At 67.3% G+C, this 24,172-nt stretch carries 20 protein-coding genes; 4 read left to right on the top strand and 16 right to left on the bottom strand.

The window, feature by feature from the left end:
* Window positions 1-408: a YchJ family protein gene (locus C5O27_RS17720; protein WP_127963271.1), complete on the bottom strand. Its 408-nt coding sequence runs from the start codon at window positions 406-408 to the stop codon at window positions 1-3.
* Window positions 409-504: 96 nt separating this feature from the next.
* Between C5O27_RS17720 and C5O27_RS17725 the strand changes: the two genes are divergently transcribed.
* Window positions 505-717 carry a dodecin gene (locus C5O27_RS17725; protein WP_006867659.1) on the top strand — a complete coding sequence of 71 codons (213 nt, stop codon included), beginning with the start codon at window positions 505-507 and terminating at the stop codon, window positions 715-717.
* 18 nt (window positions 718-735) lie between these two features.
* Here C5O27_RS17725 and C5O27_RS17730 read toward each other — a convergent pair whose 3' ends face one another.
* Window positions 736-1,620 (bottom strand): alpha/beta fold hydrolase, encoded by an 885-nt coding sequence (locus C5O27_RS17730; protein WP_127963272.1) that lies wholly within the window; start codon window positions 1,618-1,620, stop codon window positions 736-738.
* 76 nt (window positions 1,621-1,696) lie between these two features.
* Here C5O27_RS17730 and C5O27_RS17735 point away from each other — a divergent pair, with 76 nt between their 5' ends.
* Window positions 1,697-2,317 carry a TetR/AcrR family transcriptional regulator gene (locus C5O27_RS17735; RefSeq protein ID WP_127963273.1) on the top strand — a complete coding sequence of 207 codons (621 nt, stop codon included), beginning with the start codon at window positions 1,697-1,699 and terminating at the stop codon, window positions 2,315-2,317.
* Here the strand turns inward: C5O27_RS17735 and C5O27_RS17740 are convergent.
* From C5O27_RS17740 to C5O27_RS17760, 5 genes are all read right to left on the bottom strand, one after another.
* Window positions 2,291-2,965, bottom strand: coding sequence for a TetR/AcrR family transcriptional regulator (locus C5O27_RS17740; protein ID WP_127963274.1), 675 nt, complete (start codon window positions 2,963-2,965; stop codon window positions 2,291-2,293). The genes C5O27_RS17735 and C5O27_RS17740 overlap by 27 nt on opposite strands.
* Before the next feature lie 96 nt (window positions 2,966-3,061).
* Window positions 3,062-4,207 carry an acyl-CoA dehydrogenase family protein gene (locus tag C5O27_RS17745; protein WP_127963275.1) on the bottom strand — a complete coding sequence of 382 codons (1,146 nt, stop codon included), beginning with the start codon at window positions 4,205-4,207 and terminating at the stop codon, window positions 3,062-3,064.
* Window positions 4,208-4,228: 21 nt separating this feature from the next.
* Complete coding sequence (locus C5O27_RS17750) at window positions 4,229-5,905, bottom strand: class I adenylate-forming enzyme family protein (RefSeq protein ID WP_006360590.1); 1,677 nt, start codon at window positions 5,903-5,905, stop codon at window positions 4,229-4,231.
* A 47-nt stretch (window positions 5,906-5,952) separates the two neighbouring features.
* Window positions 5,953-6,702, bottom strand: a complete 750-nt coding sequence (locus C5O27_RS17755; protein ID WP_006360589.1) for an SDR family NAD(P)-dependent oxidoreductase — start codon at window positions 6,700-6,702, stop codon at window positions 5,953-5,955.
* 33 nt (window positions 6,703-6,735) lie between these two features.
* Window positions 6,736-7,527, bottom strand: a complete 792-nt coding sequence (locus tag C5O27_RS17760) for an enoyl-CoA hydratase-related protein (RefSeq protein ID WP_006867652.1) — start codon at window positions 7,525-7,527, stop codon at window positions 6,736-6,738.
* A 232-nt stretch (window positions 7,528-7,759) separates the two neighbouring features.
* Here C5O27_RS17760 and C5O27_RS17765 point away from each other — a divergent pair, with 232 nt between their 5' ends.
* A complete protein-coding gene (locus tag C5O27_RS17765; RefSeq protein WP_127963276.1) occupies window positions 7,760-9,169 on the top strand; it encodes an ethanolamine ammonia-lyase subunit EutB in 1,410 nt (469 codons plus the stop codon).
* Window positions 9,166-9,966 carry an ethanolamine ammonia-lyase subunit EutC gene (eutC, locus tag C5O27_RS17770; RefSeq protein ID WP_127963277.1) on the top strand — a complete coding sequence of 267 codons (801 nt, stop codon included), beginning with the start codon at window positions 9,166-9,168 and terminating at the stop codon, window positions 9,964-9,966. The genes C5O27_RS17765 and eutC overlap by 4 nt, the downstream gene beginning before the upstream one ends.
* A gap of 21 nt (window positions 9,967-9,987) precedes the next feature.
* Here eutC and C5O27_RS17775 read toward each other — a convergent pair whose 3' ends face one another.
* The 9 genes from C5O27_RS17775 to gltB all read right to left on the bottom strand — a co-directional run bounded on the left by C5O27_RS17775 (window position 9,988) and on the right by gltB (window position 24,081).
* Complete coding sequence (locus tag C5O27_RS17775; RefSeq protein ID WP_006360586.1) at window positions 9,988-10,323, bottom strand: SHOCT domain-containing protein; 336 nt, start codon at window positions 10,321-10,323, stop codon at window positions 9,988-9,990.
* A 13-nt stretch (window positions 10,324-10,336) separates the two neighbouring features.
* Window positions 10,337-10,774 (bottom strand): DUF6325 family protein, encoded by a 438-nt coding sequence (locus tag C5O27_RS17780; protein ID WP_127963278.1) that lies wholly within the window; start codon window positions 10,772-10,774, stop codon window positions 10,337-10,339.
* The gene (locus tag C5O27_RS17785; protein ID WP_127963279.1) at window positions 10,771-12,609 is read right to left on the bottom strand and encodes an AMP-dependent synthetase/ligase; all 1,839 of its coding nucleotides are present in this window, start codon (window positions 12,607-12,609) and stop codon (window positions 10,771-10,773) included. Before C5O27_RS17785 ends, C5O27_RS17780 begins: the two co-directional genes overlap by 4 nt.
* 110 nt (window positions 12,610-12,719) lie before the next feature.
* Entirely contained in the window at window positions 12,720-14,702 is a 1,983-nt protein-coding gene (locus C5O27_RS17790; protein WP_127963280.1) for an ABC transporter ATP-binding protein/permease, read from the bottom strand.
* A 201-nt stretch (window positions 14,703-14,903) separates the two neighbouring features.
* A complete protein-coding gene (locus C5O27_RS17795; RefSeq protein ID WP_127963281.1) occupies window positions 14,904-15,368 on the bottom strand; it encodes a hypothetical protein in 465 nt (154 codons plus the stop codon).
* A gap of 10 nt (window positions 15,369-15,378) precedes the next feature.
* Entirely contained in the window at window positions 15,379-16,257 is an 879-nt protein-coding gene (locus C5O27_RS17800; protein ID WP_127963282.1) for an acyl-CoA thioesterase, read from the bottom strand.
* Window positions 16,258-16,402: 145 nt separating this feature from the next.
* Entirely contained in the window at window positions 16,403-17,827 is a 1,425-nt protein-coding gene (gene pyk, locus C5O27_RS17805; RefSeq protein WP_006360580.1) for a pyruvate kinase, read from the bottom strand.
* A 184-nt stretch (window positions 17,828-18,011) separates the two neighbouring features.
* Window positions 18,012-19,517: a glutamate synthase subunit beta gene (locus C5O27_RS17810; protein WP_006360579.1), complete on the bottom strand. Its 1,506-nt coding sequence runs from the start codon at window positions 19,515-19,517 to the stop codon at window positions 18,012-18,014.
* Window positions 19,510-24,081: a glutamate synthase large subunit gene (gene gltB, locus C5O27_RS17815; protein WP_127963283.1), complete on the bottom strand. Its 4,572-nt coding sequence runs from the start codon at window positions 24,079-24,081 to the stop codon at window positions 19,510-19,512. Before gltB ends, C5O27_RS17810 begins: the two co-directional genes overlap by 8 nt.
* Window positions 24,082-24,172: the final 91 nt, after the last annotated feature.

A 24,172-nucleotide genomic window follows, 5' to 3' on the forward strand; every position in this document is an offset into this window, starting at 1 on the left:
TCAGCCGAGCACCCCGTCGAGATAGACCCACCGCCCGTCGTACCGGGTGAAACGGCTGCGTTCGTGGAGTGACCCTCGCTCGGAACCGGACTTGTAGTACGCGGTGAAGGTGACCTCCCCCTCGGTGTCGAACGGCGATCCACCGTCCGTCGACTCGACGTCCAAGCGGTACCAGCGCATCGCGTCGTCGAGTTCGAGGTCGTCCGGGCGGGTGTCGGGGTGCCAGCTGACCAACAGGTGGTTGCGGTCACCGAGGGCGAAAGCGGTGAAGCGCGAGCGCATCAGCGCCTCTGCGGTCGGCGCGGCGCGCTCACCGGCGAGGACGGGTCCGCAGCATTCGCCGAAGGGGAATCCGGACAGGCACGGGCACCTCGCGCCGGGATCTCGGTTTGCCGATTCGGTGTTCATTTTCCGCATCTTAGGGGTAGACAGAAACGAGATCACCCAAGAGGCGGTCCGGTTGCCCATGAGGTGACCGGGCCGACCCCAACGGAGGGAGAATCCTTGTCCGACAATGTTTATCGGGTCATCGAAGTGGTCGGTTCGGCCGCGACCGGCACCGACGACGCGATCCGGAACGCCATCGCCCGTGCATCGCAGACGGTCAACCATCTGGACTGGTTCGAGGTGACCGAGACCCGTGGTCACATCGAGGACGGACAGATCGCGCACTTCCAGGTCACCCTGAAAGTCGGCTTCAAGATCGAAGGCTCCTGACTCCGGAGCCCAGACGTACTAGCCCCTGGTGGCGGCGGTGAGGAATGCGCCGATCTCGCGCGCGACTGCCTGCGGTTCGTCGAGCATGGACAGCACCGCCGCGCCGGGGATCTCGGCATAGCGGCCCCGCGGCGCGAGTTCGGCGAGACGTGGTCCGTGCGCCGGTGGCATCACCCGGTTGTCGGGCGACCACAGCACGAGCACCTCTCCGCCGAACCCCCGCAATGCCTCGGTTTTCCGAACCAGCTCGGCGGGATCGAACGACGTCGTCGCGTACTTGGTGACGTCGCGCCGGATACGCGGGTCACGCAGGACCGGGTCCGTCCACCGGCGAATTCGTTCGTCGTCGACGGGCTTGTCGACCATCCATCCCCACAGCACCGGCAATCGCCGAAGCCACCCGACCCGCAGCTGGCGTGCCGCCAGGGTGATGCCCCCGGGCAGGCGCACCGCCAGGGTGGCCATCTTGCCGGGCAATCCGGGCGGGAAGTTCTCGAAGGCCTCGCACGGGAGAACCACCATCCTCGCGACACGCTCGTCCCGCCCGAGCGAGGTGAGGAACAGCGAACCGCCCCAGTCGGAATGAACGAGGGTCACGTCGCGCAGGTCGAGGGCGTCGAGGATGTCCGCGACCAGCCCGACCATCCCGTCCATCGAAAGGTCCGCGTCCTCGTTGAGGGGGATACGGTGCGACCCGAGGGGAAGGATCGGGCGGATGTAGCGAAACCCGTTCGGCAGCAACGGGATCACGTCGTCCCACACCGTGTGGTCCATGAGTAGGCCGTGCAGGAACACGACCGGCGGCCCATCCCCGTCCTCCGCGTACTCGACCGTGCCGGCCGGCGTTTCGATTCGCTGGAGAACACCCGACGCGGCGCTCGTCTTCCGGTTGAGCTCGGACATGGTGCACGCTCCTCACCTCGGACGGACGAGGCCGACCCGGCCCCTAGAATGATCATTCTAGAATCATTGTTCTAGAATGACCAGGGTGAAGACCGATGAGCGCATCGTGGTGGCGATGACCGAGCTCCTGCGCCGGCAGGGGTACGCCGCGACCGGGATCAAACAGGTCGTCGAGATGTCCGGTGCCCCCATCGGTTCGATCTATCACCACTTCAAAGGCGGCAAGCGGGACATCGCGGCCGCCGCACTCCGACAGTCCGGAACGGCCTACGGCGAGTTGGTCGGCATGCTCCTGGCTCCCTACGACGACCCCGCCGACGGGATCGAGGCGGCGTTCGTCGCCGCCGCGGAGACCATCGAACAGGGCGGGTGGCTGAATATGTGTCCCGTCGGGACCGTCGCCGGCGAGATCGCCGACGCCGAACCCGACCTCCGAGAGATCGCCGCCGAGGTCATGTCGTCGTGGATCGACACCGGCGCGGCCCTGTTCACGGCGCGCGGACTCCCCGAGGCGGACGCCCGCTCACTGATGACCGCGGCGGTGTCGGCGCTCGAGGGAGCGTTCATCGTCGCCCGCACCCAGCGCTCCACCGACGCCATCCTCGCCGCGGGACGGGCGATGGGCTGCTACGCGCGCGCGCTCGCCACACCGGCTCGGGCGGAACCGATCTCAGAGGCGGGCGAGGTACGTCGGTAGGGCGTCCTCGACGACGAGGGACTGCAACGCGAAGCGGAGCTGCGCCGAGACGTACCGGTCGAGGTCGTATCCGGGCGCGAAATGCCAGTGCTTGAGCGCCCATCCGTGCGCCAGCATCATCAGGTCGAAGACCACGAGGTCGGCGTCGACATCGAGGATGAGCCCGGCCTCGATGCCGGCGGTGACCGCGGCCCGCATCGGCGCGGAGGTCTCGACCTCGAGTTCCTTGATCCGCTCACGTCCCGCGGCGTCGAGCGTGCGGCTCTCCCGGTAGGTCAGCACGACGGCGTCGCGGTTCTCGTCGACGATGGTCGCGTATTGCCGGAATCCCGCGATCAACTGCTCGACGGGGTCGTCGCCGGCACGGTCCATGGCGGGCTGGAGCTGATCACGAAAGGCCTCGAGGATGTCGACGATCGCGGCGAGCAGGATCTCTTCCTTGCCGCCGAAGTACTTGTAGAACAGGCCGACGCTCACCTGCGCCTCCTCGGCGAGCGCCTGCATCGACATCTGGTGGAAGCCGGTGCGCTCCATGACCTTCACCGCGGCGTCGAGCAGCTGCCGGCGGCGCGTGGTGACGCGCACCGCGCGCACCGCCTCCTCGACGGCCAGGTCGGCCGACGACCTCGCCGTGGCGGGTTTCGCCATCGCAGTACTTCCTTCTGGTCGGCTGATGAACATCGATCCGAACCACCGGCCTGTGGATCAGGCGCGATGAATCAGGGTTCACTCACTGTACAAGTCCTACAGACCGAGGTCCTTGGCGACGATGGTCTTCATGATCTCGGTGGTGCCGCCGTAGATCGTCTGGATACGGGCGTCGACGAAGGCCCGCGACACCGGGTACTCGCGCATGTAGCCGTATCCGCCGTGCAGTTGCAGGCACCGGTCGGCGGTGCGCACCTGCAACTCGGTGGCCCACCACTTGAGTTTCGCGGCACGCGCCGGCGTCAGCTCCCCGGCCACGTGTTCGGCGATGCAGTCGTCGAGGAACGTGCGGGCGATGTCGAGTTCGGTCGCGAGCTCGGCGGCGACGAACTGGGTGTTCTGGAACGACGAGACCGGCGATCCGAACGCGGTGCGCTCCCGCACGTACTCCAGGGTGCGCGCGAAGGTGCCCTCAGCGGCCGCGACGGCACCGACGGCCAGCGACAGCCGTTCCTGCGGAAGGTTGCGGACGAGCTGATAGAAGCCCTCACCCTCCTCGCCCAGCCGGTTGGCCGCGGGGACGCGCATGTCCTCGAAGGAGAGTTCGCTGGTGTCCTGCGCGTGCAGGCCGATCTTGTCGAGTTTGCGACCCCGCACGAATCCGGGAGTGTCGGCCTCGACGACGAAAAGCGTGAGCCCCTTGTGCTTCTCGGAACTCGTCCGGGTGGCGACGACGAAGAGGTCGCCGTTGCGACCGTTGGAGATGAAGGTCTTCGCACCGTTGACGACGTAGTGGTCGCCGTCGCGGACGGCGGACGTGCGGATACCGGTGAGGTCGCTGCCCGCCCCGGGTTCGGTCATCGCGATCCCCAGCACGGTGTCGCCGCCGACCACTCCGGGCAGCCAGCGCGCCTTCTGCTCGTCGGTGGTCAGCTCGGTGAGATACGGCAGGACGACGTCGTTCTGCAGGGAGAAAGCGATGGCCTCGGCGGCGGCGCCGGTCCGCGCCACCTCGTCGATCAGGATCGCGTTGTATCGGAAGTCGTCGACCCCGGGACCACCGAACTGTTCGGGTACGGGAAAGCCGAGGAGCCCGTTCTTGCCCGCCTCGACGAAGAGGCCGCGATCCCACTGCCCGGCGTTCTCCCAGTCGGCGTGCGCAGGCGTGATCTGTTCGGCCACAAAGCGTCTGACCGTCTCACGGAAGTGCTTGTGTTCGAGCTCGTGGGTGAGTGAGGACATCGATTCTCCCGTTCGGGTGTGTCAGCCGTGGACGCGGTCGGTGGCCGGCGCGGCGAATGCGCCGTCGGTCATCTCCCGTGCAGCGGATTCGGCGGCCTTGTAGTGCAGCTTCTTCCCGGTCGCCGACACGGGTAGGGACTCGACGATGCGGTATGCGCGTGGCCGTTTGAAGCGCGACAGCATCGGATGTGTGCGGCAGTACGCGTCGAGATCCTCTGGCGTTGGCGCATCCCCGTCGGCGGGTACGATGTAGGCGACTACGAGACTTCCCCACTGCTCGTCGGGGACACCCACCACCAGCGAATCCGACACGCCCGGATGGCCGTTCAGCGCCTCCTCGACCTGGACCGGGTGGACGTTCTCGCCGCCGGACAGGAGCATGTCGTCCTTGCGTCCTACGATGGTGACGAACTCGCCCGAATCCCAGGTGGCCAGGTCGCCGATGTGCAGCCAGCTCCCGTTGTACTTCGCCCTCTCCTGCTGTGGGGAGTCGTAGTAGGCGGCCGCGCATTTGGGCGACCGAATGATGACCTCGCCGACTTCTTCACCGTCGCGGGCGACGACCTCATCCGGGCTCGCCAGATGGCCGTCGTCGTGGACGCGGACCACGCGGACGTCGTCGTCGATGCAGGCGCGGCCGGCGGTACCGGCGTGATCGGGCAGGTCGTCGGGACGCAGGAAGGTGTTCCAGAAACCCTCGGTGCTGCCGTAGCCGTTGAAGATCCGCGGGGTGAGCACCTCTTGGTAGCGCAGCGCCGCCTCACGTTCGAGCGGTGCGCCCATCGTGACGATGCCGCGCAGACTGGTGAGATCGCGCGGGTTCGCCGACTGTGCGCCGGCGAGCATCGCCAGGTTGGTCGGCGCACCGATCAGGAACGTCAGCCGGTACTTCTCCACCCAGTCGAGCGTCAGCTCCGGATCGAACGTGCGCATCGGGACGACCGAGGAACCCAGGTAGAACGACGGATTGGGCCCGGCGCAGTAGAGTCCGCCCCGGTGGAACCAGGGCGTCATGTTCAGCGTCCGGTCGTCCGGGGACAGAGGGAAGTGCATGATCACGTCGTGCGCCGAAAAGATCTCGATGGCCGAGTTCATCGGCACCGCCTTGGGCATCCCGGTCGTCCCTGATGTGTACAGCCGGGTGGTCTCGTCGAAGACGCCACGCGCGACGGTCGGCGCCGCACCGCCGGTGACGGGTAGGTCGTCGAAGCGGATGGAGCCGGGGACGAGTTCCCCGTCGCCGACTCCGACGAGCAGTTCCGGCGTGTGGTCGGCGAGCGCGACGGCCTCGTCGACCATCGCACCGATGGAGGCGTCGTAGACGTAGACCTTCGGCCGGCTGATGTCGAGGATGACAGCCGTCTCCCCGGCCGCGAGCCGGAAGTTCACCGGCGACCCGACCGCTCCGGCTGCCTGTGTCGCCAGGTAGAGCTGGGCGAACTCCGGGCCGTTGAGCAACTGGTAACCCACCACGTCGCCGTCGGTCACCCCGCGATCGGCGAGACCGGCCGCGAGTTCGTCCACCGCCGAACCGAGTTGGGCGTACGTCCACTGGCGGCCGGTGAGTGGGTCGATCATCGCGACCTCGCCGGCGTAGCGGCCGACGTTGCGGCGGAATCCGTTCAGGTAGGTGAACTCGTGCTCGAAGAAACTTCGGTACGCGTGCGCGTCGTAGACGTAACTCGTCTCGGGGGTCATGTCGATTCCCTCGGTTCTCTTCTCGGTCCGGGGTGGGTGGTGGCCGGTCAGCCGGCCATGGTGAGACCGCCGCTGACGCTGATCACCTGACCGGTGATGAACGACGCCGCGGGCGAGGCGAAGAACAGGACGGGTGCGGCCACCTCGTCGGGGCGAGCGAGCCTCCGGAACGGGATCGCCTTCACCAGAGCCTCTTTCAGCTTCTCCGGTTGTGCTTGGAAGAGCGGGGTGTCGGTCGGTCCGGGGCAGACCGCATTGACGGTGATCTGATAACGGGCCATCTCCCGCGCGAGCGACTTCGAAAGGGCGATGACGCCGCCCTTCGCGCCGGCGTAGATGGTCTCGCCCGCCGATCCGACGCGACCGGCGTCGGAGGCGAGGTTGACGACGCGGCCACCCTGCCAGCCGTCGGCCTTCGACGCCTCCACCATGCCGGGCAGGAACGCGCTGGCCATGTGCACGGGGCCGAGGTAGTTGATGGCCACCACCTTCTCGGCGAACTCGGTGGTGGCGTTCAGGAACTGGTCCGTGCGGTCCCAGCCGGCCGCGTTGACGAGAATGTCGGGGACACCGACCTCGGCGTTCACGGCGTCCCGCAGTTCGTCGACCTTCGCCCGGTCGGCGACGTCGACGGCCATCGGGATGATGGAACCGGCCTCCTCCGCGGTGCGCTTGGCGGCGTCGAGGTCGAGGTCGGCCGCGACCACCGTGGTGCCCTCTGCCGCGAAGCCGAGCGCGATGGCCTTGCCGATGCCGGACCCGGCTCCGGTCACGACGGCGATGTGCTTGTCACTCATGAGATTTCCTCTGTGCTGTCGCGGGGACGGTGATCAGGCACCGACGTACTGGTTGAACTGCGGCGCGCGCTTCTCCGCGAAGGCATTGGCTCCCTCGAGCCCTTCCGGGGAATGGGTGAAGAGGTCGAGCGCGCTCATCGCGAGATTCGACAGCCCGGCCTGGTGGTCGGTGTCGGCATTGAAGCTCTGCTTGAGGAAACGCAGCGTGGTGGGCGACTTCTCGGCGATCTCGGCGGCGATCTTCTTCGCCTCGTCGAGCAGGTCCGCGGCCGGGACGACCCAGTTGACCAGGCCCCACCGTTCGGCGGTCTCGGCGTCGTACTGCCGGCACAGGTACCAGATCTCCCGGGCCCGCTTCTCCCCCACCACACGAGCGAGGAAGGCCGAGCCGAACCCCGCGTCGAAGGAGCCGACCTTGGGCCCGGACTGACCGAAGCGTGCGGTGTCGGCGGCGATGGTGAGGTCGCACAGGACATGCAACACGTGACCACCGCCGATGGCGAGTCCGTTGACCGCGGCGATGACCGGCTTGGGGATGTCACGGATCGTCTTGTGCAGGTTGCCGATCTCGAACATGCCGCTCTCGCTGGGACCGTAATCACCGGTCTCCGCACGCTGTTTCACATCACCGCCCGTGCAGAACGCCTTCTCGCCGGCCCCGGTCAGGATCACCGCCTGCACGCCGTTGTCGGCCCAGGCACGTCGGAAGGCGTTGATCATCTCCTCGACCGTCTTGGCCCGGAAGGCGTTGTACCGATGCGGTCGGTTCATGGTGATGATCGCGGTGGGTCCCTCGACCGTGTAGTCGATGTCCTCGTAATCCATCCTGCTCACTCCTTGTGTGGGGAATCGCCCGGGGCACGTCCATGCGGGGCGTCTGCAGTGGTCAACGGCGTCTCGGGCGCCGCGGGGAGTCCACTCATGAACTGTGGTGTTGGTATGAGTGAACGTACATTCATCGTGTTTGCTGTGTCAAGGGTCACTGTCGGATCCATGCCGATCCGAGCGGTTCGTTCGCCATGCACACAGGGCCGGGCGAACCTAGACTTCGGGGACCATGAGATTCACCCAGACCATCTCCGGCACGACCTATGAGTTCGACGGCCTCGTCGAACTCATGGCGAAGGCCACACCCCGCCGCTCGGGTGACGAGCTGGCCGGCTGCGCCGCCACGTCGGATGCCGAACGTGCAGCTGCGGCATGGCAATTGGCCGATGTCCCGCTCTCGGACTTTCTCGTCGATCTCCTCGTCCCGTATGAGTCGGACGAGGTGACCCGGCTCATCGTCGACACCCACGATCGCGCGGCCTTCGACGAGATCTCGCACCTGACCGTCGGCGGGTTCCGCGACTGGCTGCTCGAGATCTCCACCCGCGCCGGCGCTGCCGAACGCATCGCCCGCATCTCCCCTGCTGTCACTCCCGAGATGGCGGCCGCGACATCGAAGATCATGCGCAACCAGGATCTGATCCTGGTTGCCTCGGCCATCCGGGTGACCTCGGCCTTCCGCACCACGATCGGACTCCCCGGCCGGATCGCCACCCGCCTGCAGCCCAACCACCCGACCGACGACCCGCGCGGAATCGCCGCAGCCACACTCGACGGCCTGCTGATGGGTTGTGGCGACGCGGTGATCGGGATCAACCCGGCGTCGGACTCACCACAGGCGACCGCCGACCTGCTGCACATGCTCGACGAGATCCGTCAGCGGTTCGAGATCCCGATGCAATCCTGCGTCCTCTCCCACGTCACCACCACCGTCGACCTGATCGGTCAGGACGTCCCGGTGGACCTCGTGTTCCAGTCCATCGCCGGAACCGAAGGAGCCAACACGGGATTCGGGGTGAATCTCTCGATCCTGCAGGAGGCCAACGAGGCCGGTCGGTCCCTGCGACGCGGCACGGTCGGCGACAACGTCATGTACCTGGAGACCGGTCAGGGGTCCGCATTGTCGGCGGGCGCCCACCTCGGCACCGGCGGCAAGCCCGTCGACCAGCAGACCCTCGAGACGAGGGCCTACGCGGTGGCGCGCGCACTGGACCCGTTGCTGATCAACACCGTCGTCGGGTTCATCGGCCCGGAATACCTCTACGACGGCAAACAGATCATCCGCGCCGGACTCGAAGATCACTTCTGCGGCAAGCTTCTCGGACTCCCGATGGGCGTCGACGTCTGCTACACCAACCATGCCGAGGCCGACCAGGACGACATGGACACCCTGCTCACGCTCCTCGGTGTCGCCGGTGCGGCGTTCGTGATCGCGGTGCCCGGCGCCGACGACGTCATGCTCGGCTACCAGAGCCTGGCGTTCCACGACGCGCTGTACGTCCGCCAGGCACTCGGGTTGCGCCCCGCGCCGGAGTTCGAGGCGTGGCTCGCCCGACTCGGCATGTCCGACGCCGACGGCCGAATCCTCCCGGTCGATCCGGCCTCCTCCCCGCTCCTGCCCCTGGCGGCCGGGCGATGAGCACCCCGGACCGGTCTCCGGTCTCCGACGGCGACGACGTCTGGGCCGCGATGCGGCGGACCACTCAGGCGCGCATCGGTTTGGGGCGCGCCGGGAACTCGTTGCCGTCGCGTCGCGTGCTGGAGTTCCAGGCTGCGCACGCGGCAGCGCGGGACGCCGTTCACGAACCCCTCGACGCCGAGGCCTTCGCCGAGTCGCTCGCCGACCTCGACCTCGGCGATCCGGTCGTCGTGACGAGCCGGGCGTCCGACCGAGGCGAGTACCTGCGCCGGCCCGATCTCGGCCGGATGCCGGAGGATCTGTCCGCCCTCACCGAGTGCGGCGCCGAGATCGGGATCGTCATCGCCGACGGCTTGTCGCCGCGCGCGGTCGTCGATCATGCTCACGGCCTCGTGGCCGCACTCCTCGACGCGTTCGAGGATCGCTACACCATCGCGCCGCCGGTGATCGCCACCCAGGCACGCGTCGCACTCGGCGACCACATCGGTGAGGCACTCGGCGCGACGACCCTCATCGTGATCATCGGTGAACGGCCGGGACTGTCGGTCGCCGACAGCCTCGGCATCTACCTGACCCATCTGCCCCGGCCCGGCCGCACCGACGCCGATCGCAACTGCATCTCCAACATCCACCCGCCAGACGGACTGCACTACGAGGTCGCCGCACGGATCACCACCGCACTGGTCGACGGCGCCCGCAAACTCGGCCGGTCGGGGGTGGCGCTCAAGGACACCTCCCGCCAGGCCGCCCTCGAAAACCTCGACGACGCAGACGAGCTCACCGTCGAGCCGTCCTGACCTGGTGCCCGGTCCCAACCCTCACATCCCGAGGATCTTGGCCTTCTGCGCGGCGAACTCGGCTTCGGTGAGGATGCCCTGCTGATACAGCGCACCGAGTTCCTTCAGAGCCGTGATCGTGTCCGTACTGCTCGACTGCGCCGGCGGTCGGGGCGGCTGTGGCGGGGGCGGCGACTCCGGGTACGGGGTCGGCGCGTACTGGGGTGGCGGGTACTGCTGAGCGGTCGGATCCTGCTGGGTGACGGTGCCCTGTTGTGCCCAGCGACTCGCCTGGCGTCGGGACACCCGATTGCTCACCGCCGTGGCGGTTCCGGAGATGACGGCCGTGCGGGCGACCCCGCGGATCAGACCTGGCATGACACCTGTCCCTTCATTCCTCGATCGCGTCGAGCGTCTCGAGCAGCGCGTCGACCGGGATCCGGCCCGACGCGACCACTCGCCCGCCGTTGTTGCGCAGGGCGGTGGCGAACGGCGCCGCCCACTGGTTCTCCCACACGAGAATCGCTGCGCTGGAACCGGGTTCCAGTGCGGCGGCGGCCTCGCGGATGTCGGTGTCGTCGAGAATCGACGTCGCCGCACCGTCGAAGATCGCGAATTCGGCGCCCAGCTCTCCGATCCCGAGCTCGGCGATGGTGCCGTCGGTCGCCTTCGACACGAAGACGATGTCGATGAGTCGCACGATCCCGCGGTCGATCAGGTCCATCAGGTAGGGCAACGCCTCACCCGTGGGCTGCGTCCCCGCCCACTCGACGACGACGTAGTCGACCGGACCGAGTTCGGGACCCGCCGAGTCGTCGTCGGCGGTCATGACCGCAGATCCACGACGGACCCACCCGGCTCCGATTCGTACAGTGCGCCGATCTCGGCTGCGTACTTGGCCGCGATCGGGTTGCGACGCAACTTCATCGTCGGGGTCAGCTCGTCGCCGCCCGGGTCCCACGCCGCCGGGACGATGGTGAATCGTTTCACCTGTTCGACGCGGGACAGCTTTCCGTTGCCGGTCCGGATCGCCGACGAGACCTCCTCCACGATCTCGGGATGCGTCGACAACTCGGCCAGGTCGGCGTTCGGCATGCTCAGCCTCTTGGCTCGTACCGCCACTGCCTCCGGGTCGAGGACCACGAGTGCGGACACATAGGGTTTCGAATCCCCGATCGCCGCGACCTGACCGATCAACGACGACGCCGCCTTCATCGCGTTCTCGATGTTGGTGGGTGACATGTTCTTTCCGGACTCGTTGATGATGAGTTCCTTCTTGCGGTCGACGATGATCACGTTGCCGTCGTCGTCGATCGTCGCGATATCCCCGGTGGACAGCCAACCGTCGGCGTCGATCGTCTCGGCCGTCTTCTCGGGTTGGTTGCGGTAGCCGCGCATCACGACGGGGCCGCGGACGAGCAGTTCACCGTCGTCGGCGAGCCTGACCTCCATCCCTCGTATCGGCGGGCCCACGGTGCCGATCTTCAGATTGTCCGGGGTGGTCATCGTCGAGACGCCGGTGGTCTCCGACATCCCCCAGACCTCCAGGATCGGAATCCCCAGCCCCAGGAAGAACTTCAGCACCTCTACCGGGATCGCCGCGGCTCCCGATCCCGCGAAGACCACCTCGTCGAGTCCGAGTGCGGCACGCACCTTGTGCAGGACCAGCTTGTCGGCGATTCCGTGCTGGACGCCGCCCAGAAGGCCGCTCCCCTTGCCGTCGATACGCGCCTGCGCGGTCGATGCGCCGACCCCGAAAGCCCAACCGGCGAGAGCCCTCTTGACCGGACTGGACTCCTCGGCGACCTTGGCCTCGATGCCGGCGCGGATCTTCTGCCACACCCGCGGAACCCCGAAGAAGAACGTCGGATGCACTTCGGGTAGAGCCGTCGCGACCTCGCGCGGATCGGGCACTGTGGTGATCTGTATCCCGCGCATCAGGTTCGCTGCATGCGACGACACCCGGTCGGCGATGTGGGCAGCCGGCAGATACGAGATCGAGCGGTCGTCGAATCCCACGTCGAGCTTCTCGGCGAGAGCCGCCATCTCCGCGACGATGTTGCGATGGGTGATCTCGACGCCCTTGGGCGGCCCAGTGGTGCCCGATGTGTAGATCAGGGTCGCGAGGTCCTCGGGTTCGACTGCCTGCCACGACGCGGCGAAGTCGAAACCCTCTGGCGGAGGCGTGCGTTCGACGTCGTCGAGTGAGATGGCGCCGTCGGCCACGCCGTCGACGACGACAATGCGTTCGACGCCGGTGTTCGCGGCGGTGATCACCGGCAGGAAGACCTGCTCGGTGATCACGATCTTGTTCTCGGCGTTGCCGAACAGGTACTCGATCTGGTCAGGGGCGCTGGTGTTGTAGATCGAGAACGGGACCGCACCGAGGTGGAGTGCCGCGGTGTCGACCAGATGGAACTCCGGCCGGTTGGTCAGCATGATGCCGACGGTGTCCCCGCGCCCCACGCCGAGGGCGGCGAGACCGCCGGCGATCGCCTCCACGCGGGTCGCGTACTGCGACCAGGTGAGCTGCTGGATGCCACCGACGGTACGGATCGCCACGGCGTCCGGACGGACGGTGACGGTCTGCTGGAACGCGGCCGGGAGCGTCGACACGTCGACGCCGGTCTCATGGGGAAAGGTGATCAGGTCTGCTGCGGTCATCTGGGCCCCTACTCGCCAGTGCGATGGTTGTGGTGCACATCACACTAGCGAGTAGTTGCAGCAGCAAGGATCGGTTCACGCAAACGCGACCCGGATCGACAACCTGCAGGTCAAGACCGTTTGTCAAGCGAAGGACTCGAGTCGATCGACGACAGCGTCCACGCCCCGCCACCGGTCAGTTCGAGCACTTCGGTGTGGTGCTGATCGGTGGTGCTGCGGTGGCTGACCGACACCAGGATCGTGTCCGGGAGTTCGGTGCGTACCAGTTGATACAGCGCGTACTCGAGGCCCTCGTCGACCGCCGAGGTCGCCTCATCCATGAACACCGCCTGCGGCTTCGTCAACAGGATTCGGGCGAACGCCACGCGCTGCTGCTCACCCGGCGACAGGACCTTGGCCCAGTCCTCCTCGTCGTACAGGCGGCCGGTCAGGTGCGGCAGGAAGACCTGCTCCAGAGCCTGTTTGATCGCCTCGTCACCGACATCGTCGGGCAGCGCCGGGTAGGCGACGGCTGTACGGAGGTCACCGAGCGGGATGTAGGGCATCTGGGACAGGAACAAGGTGTGCGCGTCCGGTGGACGGGAGAACTCACCATCGATGAACGGCCACAGGCCCGCGAGTCCGCGAAGCAAGGTGGTCTTACCCGAACCGGACCGGCCCTTGACGACGAGTGCGTCACCGGGGTCGAGCGAGATGTTGAGCGCGCGGATCAGTTCGTCGCCGGTCGGGGTCTTGACGCTGATATCGGCGAGACGAACAGCCCGGTCCCGATCCACGGTCGTGATCTCGGGCATGGCACGCGACTTCACGTCGGCATCGGCGAGCCCGTCGAGACGGATGATCGAGGCGCGCAGGCCGGTGAAGTCGTCGTACGCGGTCCGGAAGAACGACAACGCGTCGTGCATCTCGCCGAAGGCCGATGCGGTCTGCTGCATGTCGCCGAGTTTGATCTGCCCGTCGAAGAATCGTGGGATCTGAACAAGGTACGGGAACACCACCGCGAGCTGGCTGACGCTGAAGTTCCAGCCGACGAAGGCCATCTGGACGTGGATGATCTGCCAGTAGTTCTTGATGACCGCCGCGAAGCGTGACATCAGGCCGTTGTGCTCGACGCGTTCGCCGCGATAGAAGGCGATGTTCTCGGCCCCGTCGCGGACTCGGACGAGGGCGTAGCGGAAGTTCGCGGTGAGACGTTCCTGCCAGAAGTTGAGTCGGATGAGCGGGCGGCCGATGGCGAAGGCCACGACGCTGGTCACGAGCACGTACACCAGGACCAGCCACATCATCATCCGCGGGATCTCGACGCCGAGGAGCGTCACCGGGCCCGAGAGGTCCCACAGGATCTTCGAGAACGACGCGATCGAGGCGACCGCGGTCAGCACACCGTTGGTCGACGAGCCACCGCCACCCCAGAGCAGCGACGACCCGACCGAGGCGACGTTGGTGATGTCGGCCTGGATGCGCTGGTCGGGGTTGTCGACGCCGGGATGGATGTCGGTCGGCTTCTGCGACGGCTCCGACGTGCGGCGGAACCACTTCCGGCGCATGAGGCCCGAGCTCAGGTCGACGAAACGATTGCGATAGAAAGCACGCCCGTCCATCCAGTCCGCCGCCGCGCCGCCGGTCATCCAGCGGCGCAGGTTGATCTCGAAGGCTGCCCCGACGTAGATCTCGATCATCGTGCGCACGACGTGGACTGTGGCGAGGATGCCGAACACCGCCATCGAGTGCCAGAAGGCGTCCTTGCCCATCTGCAGCATCTCGGCCCCCTGCGGGCCGCCGGCCCCCAGTCCCTCGGCGGCGGTCTGGAGACCTGTGAACAGATCGTTGCTGAAGTAGGAGAACAGCACGGTGATCCGCACACCGAGCAGTGCGAGCACCGTGAGCAGCGCGGCCAGTCCCCAGGCCTTGAGACGGGTGCCGGGCTCGGTGAAGAAACCACCGATCACGCGCCACAGGGGTCGGCCCCATCGGCTGAAGCGAGCGAGCAGGAAGCCGATGACGAGCATCGCGACCGCGGAGATGCCGAATGCGATGGCCAGCCACTTCAGGCTGGCCCAGACCTCGTTGCCCCAGTCGATGCTGTACTCCACGCACACTCCCTACGCCTCGGATGTCGCAGCCGGGAATCCCGGCGACATCGCGGCCCGGCTGACTGCGGGGTGTCGAAAAAGGAATCGACACAACGTGTCCGGGCCCACCATTGATCCGGCGAAGTTTAACCCGGGGTTCACCGCCTGTCCGGACAACTGCCGCCCATGTCGCGGCGGGAGAACGGCGAAGACCCGGAGGATTCAGCCGAACGGCCGGAGGACCGCACCCTTCTGGAGGGCAGCGGTCGACACCGGTTGTGACAAGCTCTCGCCGACGCGGACGACATAGCCGGCATCGGTGTACTCCACGCCGTCGACCTCGAACGTCAGTTGGCAGCCCGTGTCGCTGCGGAGAAACCCGGTCAGCGAGGTCGTCGCAACCTCTCCGCCCGCGGCGTCGTAGACGAAGACCGGTGTCCCCCGGGCGATCTGTCCGCCGCCGGGCGCCGCAGCGACCTCTGTCGCGCAGTCGGCGACGACGCCGCCCTTCGCGGTGAAGGTCGGGGTGCGCAGCACACCCGACAGCAGGGCGCCGAGCGCGACGGCCGCGAACAGCACCATCGCGATCGTCGTACCCACGATGACCGGCACCCGGGTCCTGCGTTGCCACGTGCGGCGCGGCAGCGGAGGGCCCGGATCCAGCCACATCTCCTGGCCGATGGTCATGTCCGGTGCGTCACTTCTTCGGCGGAAAATACTTGATCAGTGCCTCCTGGACGACCGAGGTCGCGAGCGTGCCGTCGCGCGTCCAGAACCGTCCCGAGCCCATTCCGCGCGAACCGGTCGCCACCGGCGAACGCGTCGCGTACAGCAGCCAGTCGTCGAAGCGGAACTCGCGATGGAACCACATCGAGTGGTTGACGGTCGCGGCGAACAGCCGGTCGATGCCCCACGACAGTCCGTGCGTGGTGATGATCGAGTCGAGAACCGTGGTGTCCGAGGCGTAACACATTGCGGCGACGTGCATCACGGGATCGTCGGGCATCACGCCGTCGGCCTTCATCCACACCCGGTTGTCGGTGAGCTTGCGCCCCGCCTCCTTCGCCTTCCAGCTCGGGTCGTTGGCGAAGCGGATGTCGACGGGATGCAAGGCGTTCACGAAGGTCGCGATGCGGTCCTCGTAACCCTTGAAATGCTCACCGAGAGGCGGCAACTCCTCCGGGTAGGGCACCTGCGGGATCTCGACGGCGTGTTCGAGCCCGGCGGTGTTGTCCTGGAAGGCCACGAGCATCGTGAAGATCTCTTCGCCGTCCTGCTTGGCGGTGACCTGGCGATTGGCGAAGGACTTGCCGTCGCGGAATCGGTCGACGTGGTACTCCATCGGCTTGGTGACATCGCCACCACGGATGAAGTGGGCGTGCAGAGCGTGGATCGGCGGGTTGCCACGGGTAAGGCTGCGGGATGCGGCCACCACGCCCTGCCCGAGAAGCTGTCCACCGAAGGTCCGAGCGGTGACCTGCTCCGGGTGCTGCCCGATGAACACGTCCTCGTCGCGACGTTCGACGTCGAGCAGTGCCAGCAGCTTGCCGAGATCCCCGGCCTGTTCCACGGTCATGGCCTTCACCCTAGTGACAGACCGGGGCTCACACTCCTGGTGGTCTGCTCAACGCCTCCGGCGTCAGTGGTCTGCTCAACGCCTCCGGCGTCAGTGGTCTCCTTCAACGCCTCCGGCGTCAGTGGTCTGCTCAACGCCTCCGGCGTCAGTGGTCCTGCTCGCCGATGCGGTGGACGTGGATCATGTTCGTCGAGCCGACGGTGCCCGGCGGGGCGCCGGCCACGATGACCACCACGTCGCCCTCGGCCAGACGGCCGATGCGCAGCAGCTGGTGGTCGACCTGGTCGATCATGTGATCGGTGGTGTCGACGTGGTCGACGATGAAGGTCTCCGTGCCCCAGCTCAGGGCGAGCTGACTACGCACCTCCTGCGTCGGCGTGAAGGCCAGCAGCGGCAGGCGCGAGTGCAGCCGGGCGAGGCGTCGGACGGTGTCGCCGGACTGGGTGAACGCCACGAGCGCCTTGACCTCGAGGCGCTCACCGATGTCGCGCGCCGCGTACGAGATGACGCCGCGCTTGGTGCGGGGCACATGCGAGAGCGGTGGCACGTCGCGCGGGCCGGTCTCGACGGCCCGGCAGATGCGGTCCATCGTGCGGACGGTCTCGAGCGGGAACTTGCCCACCGACGTCTCGCCGGACAGCATGACCGCGTCCGCGCCGTCGAGGACCGCGTTCGCGACGTCGGAGGCCTCGGCGCGGGTGGGGCGCGAGTTCTCGATCATCGAGTCGAGCATCTGGGTCGCGACGATCACCGGCTTGGCGTTCTCGCGGGCCATCTGGATGGCCCGCTTCTGCACCAGCGGCACCTCCTCGAGCGGCAGCTCGACACCCAGGTCGCCGCGGGCGACCATGATCGCGTCGAACGCCAAGACGATGGCCTCGAGGTTCTCGATGGCCTCCGGCTTCTCCAGCTTCGCGATGACCGGAACCCGGCGACCCACGCGGTCCATGACCTCGTGGACGAGTTCGATGTCGGACGGGCTGCGCACGAACGACAACGCGACCAGGTCGACGCCCAGGTCGAGTGCGAACTCGAGGTCGGCGATGTCCTTCTCGGACAGTGCGGGCACCGAGACGCTCATACCCGGCATCGACAGACCCTTGTTGTTGCTGACCGGACCGCCCTCGGTGACGGTGCAGACCACGTCGTTGCCGTCGATCGAGGCGACGGTAAGTCCGACCTTGCCGTCGTCGACCAGGAGCCGGTCGCCGGGGTGCGCGTCCTCGGACAGGTTCTTGTAGGTGGTCGAGACGCGGTCGTGGGTGCCCTCGACATCGTCGACGGTGATCCGGACCTCCTCCCCCGTCTCCCAGACGGTGGCGCCGTCACAGCCGTCGAAACGGCCGAGCCGGATCTTGGGTCCCTGCAGGTCGGCGAGGATGCCGACGGCCTTCTCCGCAGCATCGGAGGCCTTGCGGACGCGCGCGTAGACGGCAGCATGGTCCTCATGCTTGCCGTGGCTGAAGTTCATCCGGGCCACATCCATACCGCTGGCGACGAGTTCCTTGAGCTTCTCGTCGCTGGAAGTGGCCGGACCCATGGTGCAGACAATCTTGGTTCGCCGAGTCACAACCTCACCTTAGTCCCGTCGGTGGTGCATCTCCACGCGCCGCCGAAGTCGTCACCCAGGGGTCATGTGGTGTTGTCGCTGGTGACAGCCCACTACTTTCCGGTACGGATTTCGCGTCACACGGACAGCCCGCGCGTGTTCTCCGTCATCGTCGCCGGAGCGGCGTTCGGCGACCGCGGACCCGTCAGCGCACCGACAGCGGCAGCGCTGCCGGACGAACCGGTGACGGAAGGTCGGATTCGCCGACGAGGAACTCGTCGACGGCCCGTGCCGTCGACCGCCCCTCGGCGATCGCCCATACCACCAGCGACGCGCCACGGTGGGCGTCACCACACACGAAAATGCCGGGAGCGTCGGTCTGCCAATCACTTCCACATGAGATGGCCCCACGCTTGTTGGGTTCGATCTCCAGACCCGACAGCAGTTCACCCCGTTCCACACCGGCGAATCCGATCGCGAAAAGCGCTAGTTCGCAAGGGATCTCGAACTCGTCACCAACCGGCCTGATCTCACGTCGGCCGTCGGCGTCACGCTGCACCTCGACCTCGGCGAGCACCATGGTGGTGACATTGCCCTCCACGTCGCCGAGGAAACGCTGCACGGCCACCTGGTACTTGCGCTCCCCGCCCTCGGCGTGCGCACTGGAGGTCCGCATGACCAGTGGCCAGGTGGGCCACGGTGATCGGCTGTCGTCGCGTTCGTCGGGCAGTTCGGGGTTGTAGTCGAGCTGGACCACCGACGCCGCACCCTGCCGGTGGGCGGTGCCCAGGCAGTCCGCACCGGTGTCGCCGCCGCCGATGATCACGACGTGCTTGCCGGCCGCGGTGATCGGCGAGGGGCCGTCGCCCTCGCATTCCCGGTTGGCGGGTACGAGGTGCTCCATCGCCAGGTGGACGCCGTTGAGTTCGCGGCCGGGCACCGGGTTGTCGCGGGCCTCCATCGCGCCGATGGCCAGGACGACGGCGTCGTGCCGGGCACGCAGGTCCTCCACCGTCAGGTCGGTGCCGACGTCACAACTGGTGACGAATTCGGTTCCCTCGGCGCGCATCTGGGCGATGCGACGATCGATGTCGGACTTCTGGAGCTTGTACTCCGGGATGCCGTAACGCAGCAGCCCGCCGAGGCGGTCGTCCCGCTCGTAGACGGTGACGTCGTGGCCCGCACGCGTGAGCTGTTGCGCCGCAGCGAGTCCCGCAGGACCGGAACCGACCACGCCCACCGACTTGCCGGTCTTGGACTCCGGCGGCTCGGGCCCGATGACGCCTTCGGCCCACGACTCGTAGGCGATGGTCTTCTCGATGCGTTTGATGGTGACGCTGCCACCGGTCTCGCGCTCGGAGATCGACAGGACGCAGGCGGCCTCGCACGGCGCCGGGCACACCATCCCGGTGAACTCGGGGAAGTTGTTGGTGGCGTGCAACCGGCTGCTCGCCGCATCCCACCGGCCGCGGCGGACCAGGTCGTTCCACTCCGGGATCAGATTGCCCAGCGGGCAGCCCGCGGTTCCGGAGTGGCAGAACGGGATACCGCAGTCCATACACCGGCGCGCCTGGGTGCTGACCTCCGCCAGAACCTTCGTCGGGTCGTCGGCGTGCACGTAGACGTCGTCCCAGTCCTGGACGCGCTCGGCGACCGGACGGTACTTCGCTTCTTTCTTCGGGACCTCCAGGAACCCGCGCGGATCAGCCACGTGCCGCCTCCATGATCGCTGAATCGACGTCGCGTCCCTCGGCCTCGGCCATCCGGGCCGCGTCCAGGACTCGCTTGTAATCGGTCGGCATGACCTTCGTGAACGCCAGGCAGCGTCGGGGCCAGTCCGCGAGGATCGACGCACCGATCGCCGAACCGGTGAGTTCGGCGTGCTTGGTGATGGCGTCCTTGAGCCAGGCCAGGTCGTCGGGGTCGGGGCGCATCAGTTTGACCATCGCCATGTTGACCTTGTCGCGGTCGAGGTCGTGCACGAAGGCGATGCCACCCGACATACCTGCCGCGAGGTTGCGTCCGGTCGGTCCGAGAATCACCACGCGCCCGCCGGTCATGTACTCGCAGGCATGGTCGCCCACTCCTTCGACGACCGCGGTCGCACCCGAGTTCCGCACCGAGAAGCGCTCACCCACGCGCCCGCGCAGGTACACCTCGCCCGACGTCGCGCCGTAGAGGATGGTGTTGCCTGCGATGACCTGGTCCTCGGCGACGAACCACGAGTCGGGATGCGGGGCGACGACGATCTTGCCGCCGCACAGCCCCTTGCCGACGTAGTCGTTGGTGTCGCCGCTGAGCCGGATCGTCACGCCCGGCGGCAGGAACGCGCCGAGCGACTGCCCGGCCGAACCCTCCAGTTTCACCACGATCGTGTCCTCGGCCAGGCCCTCGGCGCCGAAGCGACGGGTGACCTCGGCGCCGAGCAACGTGCCGACGGTCCGGTTCACGTTGCGCACCGGCAGTTCGAGCGTCACCGGGTGGGCGTCCTCCAGCGCCCCTTCGGCGAGCTGGATGAGCGTCTGGTCGAGCGCGCGGTCGAGTGCGTGGTACTGCTCCCGCACCCGCCGGCTCGGCCCCTTGCCCTCGACCTTGCGGAAGATCGGCGACAGATCAAGACCCTTCGACTTCCAGTGTGCGACAGCGGAATCGGTGTGCAGTCGCTGAGACTGACCGATCGCCTCATCGAGGGTGCGGTAACCCAGCTGCGCCAGGTGCTTCCGCACGTCCTCGGCGATGAACCGGAAGAAGTTGACCAGGTGGTCCACCTGGCCGGTGAAACGGGAACGGAGCTGCGGGTTCTGGGTCGCCACGCCGACCGGGCAGGTGTCGAGGTGACACACACGCATCATGATGCATCCGGCCACGATGAGCGGCGCGGTGGAGAAGCCGTATTCCTCGGCGCCGAGGAGGGCGGCCATGATGACGTCGCGTCCGGTGCGCAGCGCACCGTCGCACTGCACGGTGATGCGGTCGCGCAGACCGTTGAGCATGAGCGTCTGCTGGGCGTCGGCCAGGCCGATCTCCCAGGGAGTGCCCGCATGCTTGAGCGAGGTGAGCGGCGAGGCGCCGGTACCGCCGTCGTGGCCGGAGATGAGCACGACGTCGGCATGTGCCTTGGAGACGCCGGTCGCGACCGTGCCCACGCCGACCGCGCTGACCAGCTTGACGTGGATACGGGCCTGGGAGTTGGCGTTCTTCAGATCGTGGATCAGCTGGGCGAGGTCCTCGATCGAGTAGATGTCGTGGTGCGGCGGCGGTGAGATCAGCGCGACGCCGGGCGTCGAATGCCGGGTCTTGGCTATCCACGGGTACACCTTGTACGCCGGAAGCTGGCCACCCTCACCGGGTTTCGCACCCTGCGCCATCTTGATCTGGATATCGGTGGCGTTGATCAGGTAGTCGCTGGTGACACCGAAACGGCCGGACGCGACCTGCTTGACCGCGCTGCGTCGTTCCGGGTCGTAGAGACGGTCGACGTCCTCGCCGCCCTCCCCCGAGTTCGACCGGCCGCCGATCTTGTTCATCGCCATCGCGATGGTCTCGTGGGCTTCCGCGGAGATCGAGCCGTAGCTCATGGCGCCGGTGTTGAAGCGCTTCATGATCTCCTCGACCGGTTCCACCTCCGCGATCGGGATCGGTTCGCGCGCATCGAGATCGAACTCGAAGAGGCCGCGGAGCGTGCCGCCCTTGCGGGACAGCCGGTCGACCTCGTCGGAGTACTTCTGGAAGATCTCCGACCGCCCGCTCTTGGTGGCGTGCTGCAGCAGGAAGATCGTCTCCGGGGTGAACAGGTGCAGCTCGCCTTCCCGGCGGTACTGGTACTCGCCACCGACCTCGAGACGACGGTAGACCTGCTCGGTCGGGTTCTCGGGAAACGCGCGGTGATGCCTGATGCGGACTTCCTCGGCCAGTTCGTCGAGACCGACGCCCTCGATCCGCGACACCGTGCGGGTGAAGTACTCGCGCACCACCTCCGACGACAACCCCACGGCCTCGAAAGCCTGTGCGGCGGTGTAGGAGCTGATGGTCGAGATGCCCATCTTGCTCATCACCTTCAGCACGCCCTTGCCGAGCGCCTCGAGGTAGTTGCGGATGGCCTTCGACGGGGTGACACCGGTCAACTCGCCCTCGGCGATGAGGTCCTCGATCGTCTCCAGTGCCAGATACGGGTTGACCGCGGCCGCACCGAAACCGATGAGCGTCGCGATGTGGTGGACCTCGCGGGCGTCGCCGGATTCGACGACGAGCGCGACCCGGGTGCGCTCCTTGGTGCGCACCAGGTGATGGTGGACGGCCGAGATGGCCAGCAGCGACGGGATCGGTGCATGGTCTTTGTCGGTGAGACGGTCGGAGATGACGAGGGTGGTGTGGCCCTCGGCGATCGCCTGGCTCGCCCGCCGGCGCAGGTCCTCGAGGGCGACCCGGAGACCTTCTCCACCGTCGTCCACCTCGTACAGCGCACGCAGCACCTTGGCCGACAGGCCCGGGTGATCACCGTCGTCGTTGATGTGGACGAGCTTGGCGAGGTCGGCGTTGTCGAGGACCGGCCAGTGCAGCATGATCTGGCGGCACGACGCGGCGGTGGGGTCGAGCAGGTTCTGCTCCGGACCCATCACACGGCCCATCGAGGTGACGATCTCCTCGCGGATGGCGTCCAACGGCGGGTTGGTGACCTGCGCGAACAGTTCCACGAAGTAGTCGTAGAGCAGGCGGGAACGCCGCGACAGCACCGCGATCGGGGTGTCGGTGCCCATCGAACCCAGTGGTTCGTATCCCGAGGCGGCCATCGGGGTGAGCAGCACCCGCAGGTCTTCCTCGGTGTATCCGAAGGACTGCTGCCGGCGTACGACGGTGTCGTGGTTCGGCTGGAAGACCGGGCGTTCGGGCAGCGTGGCGATGTCGAGGAGCCCGGCGTGCAACCACTCGTCGTACGCCTCGGCGTGCATCAGTTCGCCCTTGATCTCCTCGTCCGGGATGATCCGGCCCGCGGTGGTGTCGACGAGGAACATGCGGCCCGGCTCGAGGCGCCCCTTGCTGATGATGTCGTCGACCGGGACGTCGAGAACGCCCGCCTCCGAGGCGAGGATGATCCGGCCGTCGCGGGTCTGCCACCAGCGTCCGGGACGCAGGCCGTTGCGGTCGAGGACCGCGCCGACGACGGTGCCGTCGGTGAAGGTGACGCACGCCGGACCGTCCCAGGCCTCCATCAGCGACGCGTTGAACTGCAGGAACGCGCGCCGCTTCGGGTCCATGTCGGGGACGTTCTCCCACGCCTCGGGAACCATCATCATGACCGCGTGGGGCACGCTCCGGCCGCCGAGATGCAGGAGTTCGAGCACCTCGTCGAGCGACGCCGAGTCCGAGGCCTCGGGGGTGCAGATGGGGAAGGCACGCTTGAGGTCGCCGGGTATGAGGTCGGTGTCGAGCAGCGCCTCCCGGGCGCGCATGCGGTTCCGATTGCCGCGAACCGTGTTGATCTCGCCGTTGTGGGCGACGAACCGGAACGGATGCGCGAGCGGCCACGACGGGAAGGTGTTGGTCGAGAACCGCGAATGGACGATCGCGATGGCGCTCTGGCACCGGTCGTCGCGCAGGTCCGCGTAGTAGAGCGGCAGCTGCATCGTGGTGAGCATGCCCTTGTAGACCATGGTGCGGCTCGACAGCGACGGGAAGTACAGGCCGGTGCCCGCCTGCTCGATCTCCGGGGTGACGCGCTCGGCCTGCTTGCGGAACGGATAGATGAAGCGGTCGACGGCGACGCCGCCGATACGCTCGGCGCCCGGCTCGGGGTCGACGGTGACGAACAGCTGCATCATGTACGGCATGCAGGCCACGGCGGTGCCGCCGATGTCGGCATGCTCGTGGTCGACCGGGACGTCGCGCCAGCCGAGGATCGTGATGCCCTCGTCGGCGGCGAGCGCCTCCACCCGGGCGATGGCCTGTCGGCGCAGTTCCTCGTCCATCGGCAGAAAGCAGGTACCCGCGGCATAGGTGTGCGAGCCGTCGGCGGCCGGCTCCGGAAGTTCGAAATCGACGGTGGCACGCAACAATTCGTCCGGCAGCTGGATCAGGATGCCTGCGCCGTCACCGCTGTTGGTCTCGGCTCCGGCAGCCCCGCGGTGCTCGAGATTCTCCAGCGCCAGGAGCCCGTCGGCAACGATCGAATGCGATCGGCGACCGTGGATGTCGGTGACCATCGCGACGCCGCACGAGTCGACCTCGGCCTCCGGGTCGTACAGGCCCTGCTTGGCCGGGAGCGCAGAAAACAGCATCACTACCTCCACTCGATCCGGAACGGATCGCTGCTGAGTGTCCACTGGGACAGCACTGGCCCGAGGAGTATTGCGCGGCGAGCGAGTGACC

Source organism: Gordonia alkanivorans, assembly GCF_004011905.1.
Taxonomy (GTDB): Bacteria; Actinomycetota; Actinomycetes; order Mycobacteriales; family Mycobacteriaceae; genus Gordonia; species Gordonia alkanivorans.

Coding starts and splice junctions, on each gene's coding strand:
- eutC (WP_127963277.1), top strand. CDS start 9,166: ATGAGCACCCCGGACCGGTCTCCGGTCTCCGACGGCGACGACGTCTGG.
- C5O27_RS17800 (WP_127963282.1), bottom strand. CDS start 16,257: ATGACCGTGGAACAGGCCGGGGATCTCGGCAAGCTGCTGGCACTGCTC.
- C5O27_RS17760 (WP_006867652.1), bottom strand. CDS start 7,527: ATGGATTACGAGGACATCGACTACACGGTCGAGGGACCCACCGCGATC.
- C5O27_RS17745 (WP_127963275.1), bottom strand. CDS start 4,207: ATGTCCTCACTCACCCACGAGCTCGAACACAAGCACTTCCGTGAGACG.
- C5O27_RS17775 (WP_006360586.1), bottom strand. CDS start 10,323: ATGCCAGGTCTGATCCGCGGGGTCGCCCGCACGGCCGTCATCTCCGGA.
- C5O27_RS17785 (WP_127963279.1), bottom strand. CDS start 12,609: ATGACCGCAGCAGACCTGATCACCTTTCCCCATGAGACCGGCGTCGAC.
- gltB (WP_127963283.1), bottom strand. CDS start 24,081: ATGCTGTTTTCTGCGCTCCCGGCCAAGCAGGGCCTGTACGACCCGGAG.
- C5O27_RS17720 (WP_127963271.1), bottom strand. CDS start 408: ATGAACACCGAATCGGCAAACCGAGATCCCGGCGCGAGGTGCCCGTGC.
- C5O27_RS17735 (WP_127963273.1), top strand. CDS start 1,697: ATGACCAGGGTGAAGACCGATGAGCGCATCGTGGTGGCGATGACCGAG.
- C5O27_RS17765 (WP_127963276.1), top strand. CDS start 7,760: ATGAGATTCACCCAGACCATCTCCGGCACGACCTATGAGTTCGACGGC.
- C5O27_RS17795 (WP_127963281.1), bottom strand. CDS start 15,368: ATGACCATCGGCCAGGAGATGTGGCTGGATCCGGGCCCTCCGCTGCCG.
- C5O27_RS17755 (WP_006360589.1), bottom strand. CDS start 6,702: ATGAGTGACAAGCACATCGCCGTCGTGACCGGAGCCGGGTCCGGCATC.
- C5O27_RS17780 (WP_127963278.1), bottom strand. CDS start 10,774: ATGACCGCCGACGACGACTCGGCGGGTCCCGAACTCGGTCCGGTCGAC.
- C5O27_RS17730 (WP_127963272.1), bottom strand. CDS start 1,620: ATGTCCGAGCTCAACCGGAAGACGAGCGCCGCGTCGGGTGTTCTCCAG.
- C5O27_RS17740 (WP_127963274.1), bottom strand. CDS start 2,965: ATGGCGAAACCCGCCACGGCGAGGTCGTCGGCCGACCTGGCCGTCGAG.
- C5O27_RS17750 (WP_006360590.1), bottom strand. CDS start 5,905: ATGACCCCCGAGACGAGTTACGTCTACGACGCGCACGCGTACCGAAGT.